The sequence below is a fragment of the Planktothrix sp. FACHB-1355 genome (genome assembly GCF_014748295.1).
Classification (GTDB): Bacteria; Cyanobacteriota; Cyanobacteriia; order Cyanobacteriales; family Aerosakkonemataceae; genus Aerosakkonema; species Aerosakkonema funiforme_A.
In genome coordinates this window covers 1-12,581 of record NZ_JACJUP010000054.1, presented here as the reverse complement: position 1 = coordinate 12,581, position 12,581 = coordinate 1, and the positions used below count along the sequence as shown (strand labels likewise).

Genomic DNA, 12,581 nt, shown 5'->3' with positions numbered 1-12,581 from the left:
GCACTTTACCTGCATACCAAACGACAAGCGATCGCGTCGCGGTATTGGTAAGTAACAAATGTGACGCCCACGCCAACTCGGTTTTCACCGTTTCTGGCAAAGAAGGTGCCAGTTCCAAACCCTCTTCGCCAATTAGTCGGACAGCATCGGGCGATCGCGGTTGTACTTGTTGCCATAGTAACCCTGTCAGGATCAGCAGGGCGCACAAAATTACGCCCAGTACATCCGAACGAGCTTGAGAAGCCGTCAATTCTGGCGTCATCAAGCGGTTCAATACCAGCAAAGCGCTTGCCAACACACCCACAACGATCGGCAACCGCCGCAATACCTGATTATTGTCCTTTGTCATGTGTCAGTTGTCAGTTGTTAGCTGTCAGTTGTCAGTTGTCAGTTGTCAGTTGTCATAAATACTTCCCTAATGACAAATGACAAATGACCGAGAACTACTTGCCATCCTCACCGGGCTCAATTATCCGCTGAAACAGATAACCTGTACCCCGCGCCGTCAAAATCAGCTCTGGATTGCTGGGGTCATCTTCCAACTTCGCCCGCAGTCGCGAAATATGAACGTCAACGACTCGCGTATCTACATGGCGTTCTGGAGTATAACCCCATACTTCTTGCAAAATTTCCGATCGCGAAAACGCTTCTCCAGAACGGCTGACTAACAGTTCCAGCAAGCTGAATTCCATACCGGTGAGGCGAATGCGCTCATCGCCTTTGTAGACTTGTCGCTTGTTGGTATCAATTTTGATATTCGCCACATGGATAACACCAGAGCTGGGAATCCCTGAGCCTCCGGTTTTGTCCACCCGCCGCAGCACGGAACGGATGCGAGCTTCCAACTCCTTGGGAGAAAAGGGTTTGACAACGTAATCATCGGCTCCCAGCTCCAGACCGGTGATGCGATCGGCCACATCTCCCAAAGCTGTTAGCATTATGATTGGCACGTCGGATTCTTTTCGCAACTCTTGACAAACGCCATAGCCATCTAGCTTAGGCATCATCACATCCAGAACTACCAAGTCGGGAACAGCGTTACGAAATGTTTCTAAGGCTTCTTCGCCGTCGGCAGCTGTAACGACATCGTAGCCAATCATTGACAGACGAGTTTCCAAAATTCTGCGAATGCTGGCTTCATCGTCCACCACCAGAATTTTTTCTTTATGGCTTTCCAAGTTTCTCAATGCTCCTTAATTTGTAGCGTTTCCGAACATTAATTTTTAGTACCATTACATTAAAATATTACCCCATCTCAGTCGGTTATTTAAGCCCGAAGCTCTCACCGCGATTGGATTTCAAGCTTTTTTAAGATTTACGAGCCTTGTTTTAGATTCTTTAACAAAATATACAATGGCAAAATCACGAACTCTATACATTTGCAATCAATGTGGGGCAGAGACTTCCCAATGGTTCGGTAAGTGTCCGGAATGTGGCACTTACAACTGTCTGGAAGAGCAATTTACGTCGTCTGCACCAGCAGCAGGCCCGGTAAGGGTAAATTGGCAAGGTGTTGGCCGATCGAATCCCAAATCCGCTCCAAAACCCGCCAAACCACGAGCTTCTCTCACTTTTCCGGAAATTGTTGACGGACAGGAGGAGCGCTGGTTCTCCGGTTATGAAGAACTCGATCGCGTGCTGGGTGGCGGTATTGTCCCAGGTTCTTTAGTACTGATTGGCGGCGATCCGGGAATTGGCAAGTCCACGCTGCTGCTTCAGGTGGCCAATCGCCTGTCTTGCCAGTATCGCATTCTCTATGTCTGCGGCGAAGAGTCGGGCCGACAGGTGAAATTGCGGGCTTCTCGGTTGGGGGTTAGCGTGAGCGATGAGGAAAATGAGGGAGCGGGAGCGGGGGAGAGCGGGGGAGAGGGGGAGAATGTTGCTTCGGAAAATATCCAGGAAAAAGTTGATGGTGCTAATTTATACGTATTAGCGGAAACGGATCTGGAAGAAATTCTCAAGGAGTTGGAATCGCTCAAGCCTCATGTGGCGGTGATTGACAGCGTTCAGACTATCTATTTACCGAATTTGACTTCCGCAGCAGGCTCGGTAACCCAGGTGCGGGAATGTACTTCGGCGCTGATGCAATTGGCGAAGCGGGAGGATATTACGCTGTTGATTGTGGGTCACGTTACGAAGGAAGGCGCGATCGCAGGACCGAAAGTTTTGGAACATTTAGTAGATACGGTACTGTATTTTGAGGGCGATCGCTTTGCCTCTCACCGCTTGCTTCGTTCTGTGAAAAACCGCTTTGGCGCTACGCACGAAATTGGCGTGTTTGAAATGGTAGACCGAGGACTGCGAGAAGTTTCTAACCCTTCGGAATTATTTTTGGGGAATCGCGATGAAGTGGTTCCCGGAACTTCTCTTGTGGTTGCTTGTGAAGGAACGCGCCCGATTGTGGTAGAATTACAAGCTTTGGTAAGTCCTACCAGTTACGCTTCTCCCCGTCGATCGACTACTGGTGTTGACTATAACCGACTGCTGCAAATTCTGGCGGTATTGGAAAAACGGGTGGGAATTCCTCTATCTAAATTAGATGCTTATGTTGCTTCTGCTGGTGGTTTGAATGTGGGAGAACCGGCGGTAGATTTGGGGATGGCGATCGCAATTGTCGCATCTTTCCGCGATCGCATTGTCGATCCGAGTACTGTTTTAATTGGGGAAGTGGGGTTGGGCGGACAAGTTCGCGCCGTTTCCCAGATGGAATTGCGCTTGAAAGAAGCGGCAAAACTGGGTTTTAAGCGTGCGATCGTTCCTAAAGGCCAAAAGTTTGGCGAATTGGGGTTAGAAATTATACCCGTGGGAAAAGTGATCGATGCGATCGTCGCTGCTATGCCGCCTCAAAGTGGTGGGGATGGTGATTATGACGATGAGGATGAGGATAACAATGAAGATGAAGATACGGAGGAGTAATTTTTAACCGCAGATGCACGCAGATAAACGCAGATAAGAGTTCATCTGCGTTTATTTTTTTGCAATCGCACTTGCAATTTTTATTTTTTGGTAGTATTATGTATTTGTGGGAAAATGTGCGCTCATATAAACCCCTTCTCAGAATATGTAGATATTGAGGACATCCGAGTGCTAAAGCTGATGGGGATGTCCCTTAAATGAACTCAAGCTGACTGTAAAACAGCTTGGTAAGCATAACCTATTGCAGATTAAACAGATTTTTCAGACGTTTCCGCATCCAATCAATCGGATTTTTATCATCTTCCTCCTCATTTACCAATCCCATTTCCCGCAGCTGCTTTTGTCGCTGCGCCAACTCTTCTTTATGTTTGCCTAACTCTTGCACAATCACATCGTACAATTCCGGCTGAGACTGCAATGTTTTTTCAAAACCCTTCTTAGTAATTGCAAACAAAATAGTATCTTCAACACCCCGAACTGTAGCCGTGCGGGGAATCCCCAACATGAGGGCAAGTTCTCCCAAAAATTGTCCTGTAGTAAGCGTAGTAAGATGTTTGTTAATCTTGGCAACAAAAACTTCTACGGAACCGGAAAGTACAATATAAAACGCATCACCCGGATCGCCTTCTCGAAACAAAATTTCCGAGGCTGCCAATCGTTTTCTATAGCCGACCTCAATCAATTGACGCAATTCTAAATCTGTAAAATTTTGGAAGTAAGTTACTTGGCGCAGCAAATCTTTAATCGCTAATGGCCTAGCAATTTGGGTAGCTAATTGTGGCTTAACAAATTGAGGAACATCTCCGCCATCTTCTTGTTTTTCTGTATCTCTTACTGCTAACGATCCCATCCCATTTAATACTTCGGGATTGCGGAGCCACAAATCCCTCTGAGGGAAGGGAATATGGATTCCTTGCTGGCGGAAATTATAATCGATGATGAAATTTAAAGAACTTTTAATCGTAATTCTGTCATCAATTCTATTTACCCATACCCACAGGAGAAAATTTAAACTATTATCGCCAAATCCCAGAAACAAAACTCTGGGAGGCGGTTCCCGTAAGACTGCCGGTTCCATATAGGCAGACTTTAACAGCGTTTCTGTAACTAACACCGGGTCGCTTTCATAGGCTACCCCAATCGGGATATCAATACGACCCATAAAGTTTTCATAACTCCAGTTGAGAATCCGGTTATTAACCAGTTCGCTGTTAGGAACTACCACATCTCCACCAGGAAATGTCCGGATAATCGTAGAGCGAATCGAAATCTCTTTGATATATCCCGACATTCCATCAAATTCAATAAAATCTCCCAGCTTTAGTTTGCGTTCTACCAGTAAAGTTAGACCCGACACAAAGTTTTTCGTAATATCCTGCAAACCGAAGCCAATACCAACGCCCAAACCGCCGGCGATGACCGCCAAAGAAGCAATATTAAAACCACTGGTTTGCAGTACAACTACAAAGCCTAACGTTGCCATACCATAGCTGATAATTGTGGAGATTGCCTCTCGATTTCCCTCATCAATCCCCATTCTGGTCAGCACATATTTCTTGAGGAAATTCTTGAGAGCCCGAGTCAGGAAAATGACCGCCAGTATGCAAAGTATTAGTTTAACGATCGAACTGAGCGATACAGAAGTTCCGCCGATTTCTATGGGCGCTGTAACTATGTTATATGTGTAGCTAAATAATTGCTTTAAGAATGTATCCATGATATCGCTCTCTCTATAGGAAGTTATCTACAGGTTAGCCAAGATAAAGCCGTTCGCTAATGTAAGCATTAATTGTGAGCGAGCGATCGGCAGCAAACAAGCCATTGACAAAATTCAGTTTTTTTGTATTGATTAATAACCGATTGCATCAGTGTAGCTTTATTAATTGCCATATAGCCGATCGCATTCACTTTTCAATCAGCGCTCAAAAATTCCAGACACCCGTTACTTAAATCTTTTACCGCCAAATCATAAAACTGCTTCCCATGTTCGGGAGTTGCCAAAGCAGGATTAGAACCCATGCGTCCGTCTGGGTAGTGGCGACGAAAGTCAGCCGCACCGTAAATTGGGTAACCGCGTCCCACTTCCGGTGACAGAGGCACTTGTTTAATAGCTTCCGGATAAACATACTGAGTCAAAGCCACCTCGCTGGGAGTCGCGTGAGTGCCTTCCTCGTTACCGTATAACTCCTTTGCCAACTTGTAAACGCTGGCACACATATACCAATTGGCCACCTGACACCGTACCTGGTGGGCATTAGGAAAATTTAAATCTGCCAAATAAGCGTAAGTCTCGGAAAAAGCCGCCTTCAGAGTAGCAACATTTCCTCCGTGACCGTTGATAAAGAAAAATTTAGTAAACCCAGCCTTAGCCAAACTGCTGATGTAGTCGCGAATCACCAGAATCATCGTACTGGGTCGCAGAGAAATCGTACCGGGAAAAGAAGTGTGGTGCAGTGCCATCCCCACATTAATTGTAGGGCCGACCATAACGTCGATCGCATTCCCCACCCCACGGGCAACAGCTTCCGCACAAATCGCATCCGTGCCGATCGACCCAGTTGGGCCGTGTTGTTCCGTCGAACCAATCGGAAGAATAATACCCTGCGATCGCTCCAGATAAGCTTCCACTTCAGGCCAAGTACATAAATGCAGCAGCATTGCCCGGTCAAACTAAAGTATAGACTTCATACTAACGGGGTTAGCCAGTCAGACGCCAGTCTGCAATTGGCATCTCGATCGTATTGGAATTTGCCTTTTTCTTTACCATAATTTCGCATCGTTTAATTTTTATGCGATTTCGCCATATAATCCTCAACAACAGGGCCGTATCGCGTTATCTTTTTGGTGGACTTAGACACATACAAAGTTCCTAAATCATGTTTTCGCTTGAGTTAACTCAGACTCCTTCTAGGGCAGAAATCGGGCAAAAAAGCCGCGTTCTCGTGGTTGAGGACGAGGATCTGATCCGAGAAATGATCGTAATGGCCCTGGAAGAGCAAGATTACGAAGTTATAACCGCTACAGATGGACAAAAGGCGATCGCCTTGTTGCAGACTATCTACACCGAACCGGCAGAATCCCCCATAGATCTAGTCGTCCTGGATTTAATGCTGCCCCAAGTCAACGGTTTGGATATCTGTCGCTTGCTGCGGCGACAAGGCAACCCAGTACCGATTTTGATTCTTTCCGCCAAAGGAAGCGAAACAGACCGCGTGTTGGGTTTAGAAGTGGGAGCGGATGACTATCTCACCAAACCCTTCAGTATGCGGGAATTTGTCGCTCGCTGTCGAGCATTGCTGCGCCGTCAGCGCTTGAGCGGTTTAACTCAACCACCAGTCTTGCAGTTTAAGGAAATTCTCCTTTATCCCCAAGAGTGTCGCGTCATGCTGCGAGGTGAGGAAGTCAGCCTTGCCCCTAAAGAATTTCGCCTCTTAGAATTATTTATGAGTTACCCCCGGCGCGTATGGTCGCGGGAGCATTTGCTCGACCACGTTTGGGGGCCGGATTTTGTCGGGGACAGCAAAACGGTAGACGTTCACATTCGGTGGCTGCGAGAAAAATTGGAAAAAGACCCCAGCCATCCAGACTATATTGTGACAATTCGCGGTTTTGGTTATCGGTTTGGCTAATGGCAACATTGACACTCTCCCGTCAGAGCGTCAGCTTGACGGGAGATTCTTAAGAGATTTTCACCCTTAAAGGCTGTGCCAAACAACCTCTAGACAGTCCGAAATTACTTTCATTCTGCTTACTTAAATGCTTTCTCAATATGTTAGCTGCCCCGTTAATATCAGCGTTGACCAACCAACAAAGCTTAGTGCGGTACAAACCTCTTCTTACTCGCTTACCAGAAAATTTATATTCGGTTGGGTTGTCAGCGTTGTAAATCGGGATGCTGTCATTATCGAGAAAACTTGCCTTGCTGGTGTAGCTTTCTTCTTGCTCAACAAATTCAATACCATAACGACTACAGAGGCTTTGCAGCTTGAGTCTAAGTACGGCTATAGGAACTTGAACAAAGTTTTGATTGTTGCGGTGTCCGAGATTAATTTCTTGTTTAATCCCCAGATTGTAACCCACAACAACTTTGTTAATTCCTTGCTCAATACAGTGAGCGATCAGTATCCTTGCAGTTTTGTTGAGGTAATCTCTAACTTTCTGGTTGCGTCTATCAGTCAATCTAGCTTGTTGATACGTAATCCCTTTAATACCTTGCAAGTCTTTCATAGATTGTAATTGGGAATTACGTTTGTTATACCACTGATTGAGAGATTTCAATCTTTGACCATCAATGATGAAAGATTGACTTTTTGTGGTGACACAACTAGCCAAGTTACTCAGTCCCAAATCGACAGCCAATATTTGATTAGACTGTTGTTTATTAACAACCTCCTCTGGTTGCTCGTAAATGTAAGCAACATCAAAAAATCTAGCTTTGAATTTGGGCAAAATGCGAATTTCTTTAATTCGCTTATCTCTCAATCTTTCCGGTATTTCAACGTAGACCGACCCGTAAGTGCGCTTAAATTCCCTAGAAGTCGGAATCATAAATCGACCGTCTGGGAATTTTTGTCTGATACGAATCGGAATAATAAGAGCGAAATATCCTTCTTTATCCAAGTAGCGAGGGAGGCTGATTTTTGCATCAAACCTACCTTGTTGCTTGGCTTGAATGAGTCCGTAAAAAGATTGAAAAGCTCGGTCTACTACTTTAAGTGTTTGTTGTCCGACATCTGTTGCCAACAATTTATAGTTTTCGTTGCTTTTACAGATGTGATAAGCTCCCTCATAACGCAAGTGCTTACGCTCAGTAAAGAAGTATTGCCGCACTGTATAAAGCCCGACATTGTAAAGGTTTTTAGACAGCCGACACAACTGTTTCAAAACGTTTTGCTCGCTTCTATTCAGTTTAAGTCTGTTGGTTTGAGTCAACAACATAAACATATTCCGCTATATACTTGTAACTATAGCGGAAGTGATATTAGTTGGCAACAAGTAGGGCATCTAACCCTACTTGTTGCCCCAAATTCTTCTCCTGTTAAGCTATTGCTGTAACGGGAGTCCCCTTTGGAGGTTTAGATGGTTAATGGGTAATAGATAACCGGTAGTGGCAAAAAAACCAATTACCAATTAGCGATTACCTTTTTACCAATCACCTTTTAACCGATTAGCATGAGCGTAGTTGCTTTTTTTCTCGGTCTAGCGATAGGGCTTGGGTTTTGGCTCTGTTGGCAGGCTTGGCTTTACAAACAGCTGGGGCAATTGTTGCGATCGCTCCCCGCAGATACAAAGTTTAGTCCTCTGACATCCTCCCGCAACGGGGCAGAGATAGGTCGCAATTTGAGAGCGCAGGTCGATGGGGGGGGTATGGCACAACCTGCCTTACCCCTGATTTCCCGCCTGCGACGAGGAATTTTGTTAGCCGATCGATATCGACAAAACCTGGAAATCGAGCTAGAAACTTGGCAGGAATTTCTTCAAGTCGCACCCTGCGGTTTCTTGATCGTGGATGAAGAAAACCAACTACTTTGGTGCAACGAACAAGCGCGGCAGCTTTTAAACTTAGACCGATGGGAACCCGGACAAATTCGCTTGCTGCTAGAGTTAGTGCGCTCTTACGAACTCGACCAGTTAATCGAACAAACTCGTCAAAGGCAACAACCCTGTCAGCAAGAATGGGTTTTTCATCCAACTTACCCAAACGCACAGGCTGTCGGTGGAGCTAGATCCTTCACCCTACGGGCGTCTAGTTGGCCTTTACCAGAGGGAGAAGTAGCCGTTTTTCTGGAAAACCGACAAGCTTTGGTCGAACTTTCGCAAGCGCAAGATCGGTGGGTTTCCGATTTGGCCCACGAACTGAGAACCCCCCTAACTTCGATCCGTTTAGTGGCGGAAGCTTTGCAAGACCGTTTGCAACCGCCTATGAGTCGCTGGGTTGAGCGTCTGCTCCCAGAAGTTAACAGACTCATCGATCTGGTACAAGACTGGTTAGAACTCAGCCAGCTGGAAGTTGACTCCAGCAACAAACTGCGTCGCAAACCTCTGGAGTTGCGCTCTCTGATCGTTTCCGTGTGGCATAGCTTGGAACCGCTCGTCGTGCCAAAACAACTCGAACTGAGTTATTCTGGCCCAGATTCTTTGTGGCTAGAAGCCGATGAGTCTAGACTGCACCGAGTTTTTTTGAACTTACTTGACAACAGTATTAAATACAGTCCGCCTTTAGGTGAAATTCGAGTCGAAGTTAATTTACTTCCAAAGAATGATGTCGCCAAGCTTGTTGAAATAAATATCATCGATTCAGGTGTTGGATTTCCTGAGTCAGACTTACCTCATGTTTTTGAGAGATTGTATCGCGGCGATGCTTCTCGAACGCGACAAACGGCTTCTCCCCTTCCCGAAGACGAAATGCCACGTTCGTCGTCCCAAGCTTCCGGAATACTCAGCACAACTGGTAGCGGCTTAGGTTTGGCAATTGTCCGACAAATTGTTCTCGCTCATGGTGGTTCGGTACAAGCTAAAAATCACCCTCAAACCGGTGGCGCTTGGCTGAAAATTGAATTACCTTATGAACAGGCGATCGCTCCTCAAGTTAGTGCTGAGGGCTGAATGAGTCGGTCTGGCTGAGTAGCCGAAATTTTTTGTAAATTAAAATACTTTTTTTAATCAGCACGAAGTATAAAAACGAGGAATTCAGCACTTGGAAATTAAATTCGGAGCTAGCTAGTACCGCAATCATATGGTTTTTCCACAAGTTAGGGTGAATACTTCTCGTTTCAACCCGCATCCAGAACGACACCACTTCGAGCGCAGCCTCAAGCGCTTGGAAGGTGATGTTTTGCGGATGGGAGCCTTGGTAGAACAATCGTTTCGCCTGTCCCATCAATCCTTGTTCGATCGCAATCTAGCAGCCGCAGAGGAAATTCCCGCACTCGATAAACAAATCGATCAGTTTTATCGCAAAATCGAGTTGGATAGCGCTACTTTGATGACCCTGCAAGCTCCAGTTGCTAGAGATATGCGTATCCTGAGTGCTTATATGCAATTGGTGCGAGATTTAGAGCGTATTGGGGATTACGCCAAAGACTTAGCAGAAATTGCGATTAAATTGTTTCCTTATCCCCCTCATGCTTGTTTGCCAGAAATAGCGGCTATGTCCCATCAAGCGCAGGCTATGCTGGCAATGAGTTTGGTCGCTTTGGCAGATTTGGATGCAGAAGGTGGACGACAGGTTAAGCAGCAGGATGACGTTGTGGACACTGCTTACGAAACTCTTTACCAGCGCTTAGCTAGCGCACGGGATGTCAAAGGAGTTGTCGAACCAATTCTTTTGCTGGCTCTGGTGATTCGTCATCTGGAACGGATGGCCGATCATGCCACCAATATAGGTCAACGAGTAGCTTATATTGTCACGGGACATCGGTAGTTAAAGTCAAAAGTCAAAAGTCAAAAAAATAATAGTGTTGAGGCACAATGACGACTGACTGCTGACGACTGACAACTGGCTACTAACGACTGGCGAATCACTATAATCGAAAATTTATTTAACCTCAAGATTACCTGAATCTTACCAGTTCCTAAACTTAGAATAGTAAAGTTGGGTACAAAGCTGTAGCTTTTTCCCAGCCTGTTCGTTGCTTATCTTCCAAAAATAAAGCTTTTATGAAGCTCAAAAGACGGGAACTCTTGTTATTGTTAGGAGCGAGTGCAGGTGCGATCGCAGCGGCTACGCTCTTACCAAACAGGAAAAAATTCGCTGGGAATAACCTCATCTTCCAGCCAGTCAAAGGCCCAATGCCTCTGGAAATCGATGAAATTTCATCTGCCGAACAAGTGCCGAATTATAGCACTTACGAAGTAGTGGATGACCTCTTACTACCAGAAAATTTCACCTATGACATTATTGGTGCTTGGGGAGATCGAATAGGGAAATCTCGTTTTGGCTATAATAATGACTATTTGTCTTTTATAGAAACTGGAAAAGATGAAGGTTATCTGAGTATCAATTTTGAGTACATCAGCCCTATACCTTGGATTCAAAATTATCAGCAGGTAATCCAGAAGAATTTGCCGTTTGCGGAGGTAAAAGCTGCTGTAAAAGCTGCTGGTAAAAATGGAATTAATGCGTTTGGTTTACCTCCGGAAGATAACGATCTGAAAGCCAAAATCAAGGCAATTTGTCAAGAAGCTTTGATCGATCAGGGAATCGGCGTCATCTCAATTCGCAAAAATCCAGATGGCAAATGGGTGCGAACAAATTCTCAAGTCGATCGCCGCATCAGCGGTATATCCGGTTTAGAAGACGATCGCTATTTAAAGATTAGCGGGCCGGCGGCATTTGTGTTTCGCAAAACCGAAGGCGAAGGGTATATCGATAAATTGGGCGATCGCATTATCGGCACATTTGGCAACTGCGCTGGCGGGACAACACCTTGGGGAACCGTCCTCAGCGGCGAAGAAAACTTCCAAATTCAAGTACCGGAACCAGTATACGCCGATGGTACTTCTTTCGACCCCAGCCAGCTACCTTTCACGATCGGCGAAGCAGAATTGTTCGGCCAAGGTAACGTACTGGGATTAGCAGGTAACAAATATGGCTGGATTGTGGAAGTAGACCCAGCGAACCCAAACGACTACGGCACCAAACATAGCTGGTTGGGACGCTACAGGCACGAAGCTGTAGGCATTCGCGTTGTATCTGGCAAACCGCTGGCATTTTATTCGGGGTGCGATCGGCGTGGCGGACACTTGTATAAATTTGTCAGCAAGGGCATCGTCAGCAATCCGCAAGACAAAGCCAATTCCCGTTTACTCGCGGATGGAATGCTCTATGCCGCCGTTTTTAACCCAGATGGCACCGGACGCTGGATTGCACTTCAACCCAGCACCCCAGTCAATCCCGTCCCACCCGGCAACCTGGAGGGAAAATCTCTCCCCCTCCCCAAACGTCCGGAAGGAGGTATTTTTAATACCAAAACAGACGCAGAAGTCAACAGTTTTAAACAAAAGTTTAAGACTCTGGGCGACCTCTACACAGGTAACGCCCAAGAAAAACAAGGTGCCATTCTCATCGATGCACACTTTGCTGCCAATGCAGCTGGCGCAACTTCCACGGCGCGTCCCGAAGACACAGAAATAGCAGGCGATGGCTCACTTTATATCACCTTCACTTCCGGTTCGCCAGGGGGCGAAGGTGGCCCAGACAAGCGCATTTTCAAGGGGCCGAAAGGAGAAAGCCCTTGGGAATTCGGCTGGATTATGCGTCTGACGGAAGATAACAACGACCCAGCGGCGATGACCTTTCGCTGGCAGATGTTAGCGATGGGTGGCGAACCCGCCGAGGGTGGGGCTGGCTTTTCCAATCCCGACAACCTGCTGATCGATCGCGATAACAACGTCTGGATGGTTACCGATATCTCCTCAGCAGCACTTAACGATGCGGGCGACCCTTTCAGAAGAGGTTGCTTTGGCAACAACTCGATTTGGTATATTCCTACTTCTGGGCCAAACGCAGGTAACGCCTACCTGTTCGGTATGGGCCCGATGGATTGCGAAACCACAGGGCCCTTCTTTACTCAAGACCGACAAACTTTATTTTTATCGGTGCAGCATCCTGGAGAAATTAAAGGAATTCGCCAAAATGCAGCTAGCGAAACTCGCGAGTTTGA

General features: G+C 46.3%; 10 protein-coding genes. 5 read left to right on the top strand and 5 right to left on the bottom strand.

The features are described from left to right. On the bottom strand, window positions 1-349 hold a 349-nt coding region (locus tag H6S82_RS04845; protein WP_191056047.1), incomplete at its 3' end, for a cofactor assembly of complex C subunit B. Between the two features lie 94 nt (window positions 350-443). Further along, complete coding sequence (gene rpaB / locus H6S82_RS04840) at window positions 444-1,178, bottom strand: response regulator transcription factor RpaB (RefSeq protein ID WP_190461190.1); 735 nt, start codon at window positions 1,176-1,178, stop codon at window positions 444-446. 175 nt (window positions 1,179-1,353) lie between these two features. Between rpaB and radA the strand changes: the two genes are divergently transcribed. After that, window positions 1,354-2,916, top strand: coding sequence for a DNA repair protein RadA (radA, locus tag H6S82_RS04835; RefSeq protein ID WP_190461192.1), 1,563 nt, complete (start codon window positions 1,354-1,356; stop codon window positions 2,914-2,916). Between the two features lie 238 nt (window positions 2,917-3,154). Here the strand turns inward: radA and H6S82_RS04830 are convergent, their stop codons facing one another. Continuing rightward, entirely contained in the window at window positions 3,155-4,633 is a 1,479-nt protein-coding gene (locus tag H6S82_RS04830; protein WP_190461194.1) for a mechanosensitive ion channel domain-containing protein, read from the bottom strand. A 194-nt stretch (window positions 4,634-4,827) separates the two neighbouring features. Beyond that, window positions 4,828-5,574, bottom strand: coding sequence for a creatininase family protein (locus H6S82_RS04825; protein ID WP_190461196.1), 747 nt, complete (start codon window positions 5,572-5,574; stop codon window positions 4,828-4,830). Window positions 5,575-5,792: 218 nt separating this feature from the next. On the opposite strand from H6S82_RS04825, the gene H6S82_RS04820 reads away from it, so the two are divergent. After that, window positions 5,793-6,545 (top strand): response regulator transcription factor, encoded by a 753-nt coding sequence (locus H6S82_RS04820; protein ID WP_190461198.1) that lies wholly within the window; start codon window positions 5,793-5,795, stop codon window positions 6,543-6,545. A gap of 49 nt (window positions 6,546-6,594) precedes the next feature. Here the strand turns inward: H6S82_RS04820 and H6S82_RS04815 are convergent, their stop codons facing one another. Further along, on the bottom strand, window positions 6,595-7,854 hold the full coding sequence (locus H6S82_RS04815) for an RNA-guided endonuclease TnpB family protein (protein ID WP_190461200.1): 1,260 nt from the start codon (window positions 7,852-7,854) through the stop codon (window positions 6,595-6,597). 234 nt (window positions 7,855-8,088) lie between these two features. Between H6S82_RS04815 and H6S82_RS04810 the strand changes: the two genes are divergently transcribed. From H6S82_RS04810 to H6S82_RS04800, 3 genes are all read left to right on the top strand, one after another. Next, entirely contained in the window at window positions 8,089-9,522 is a 1,434-nt protein-coding gene (locus tag H6S82_RS04810) for an ATP-binding protein (protein ID WP_190461202.1), read from the top strand. A gap of 130 nt (window positions 9,523-9,652) precedes the next feature. Beyond that, window positions 9,653-10,339: a phosphate signaling complex protein PhoU gene (phoU, locus tag H6S82_RS04805; RefSeq protein WP_190461205.1), complete on the top strand. Its 687-nt coding sequence runs from the start codon at window positions 9,653-9,655 to the stop codon at window positions 10,337-10,339. A gap of 236 nt (window positions 10,340-10,575) precedes the next feature. Next, window positions 10,576-12,581 (top strand): alkaline phosphatase PhoX (locus H6S82_RS04800; RefSeq protein WP_191056046.1); only part of this gene is annotated, 2,006 nt, incomplete at its 3' end.

Excerpts from the sequence above, each read along its gene's own strand:
- H6S82_RS04830 (WP_190461194.1), bottom strand. The coding sequence starts at position 4,633 with ATGGATACATTCTTAAAGCAATTATTTAGCTACACATATAACATAGTT.
- H6S82_RS04815 (WP_190461200.1), bottom strand. The coding sequence starts at position 7,854 with ATGTTGTTGACTCAAACCAACAGACTTAAACTGAATAGAAGCGAGCAA.
- phoU (WP_190461205.1), top strand. The coding sequence starts at position 9,653 with ATGGTTTTTCCACAAGTTAGGGTGAATACTTCTCGTTTCAACCCGCAT.
- H6S82_RS04820 (WP_190461198.1), top strand. The coding sequence starts at position 5,793 with ATGTTTTCGCTTGAGTTAACTCAGACTCCTTCTAGGGCAGAAATCGGG.
- H6S82_RS04810 (WP_190461202.1), top strand. The coding sequence starts at position 8,089 with ATGAGCGTAGTTGCTTTTTTTCTCGGTCTAGCGATAGGGCTTGGGTTT.
- H6S82_RS04825 (WP_190461196.1), bottom strand. The coding sequence starts at position 5,574 with ATGCTGCTGCATTTATGTACTTGGCCTGAAGTGGAAGCTTATCTGGAG.
- radA (WP_190461192.1), top strand. The coding sequence starts at position 1,354 with ATGGCAAAATCACGAACTCTATACATTTGCAATCAATGTGGGGCAGAG.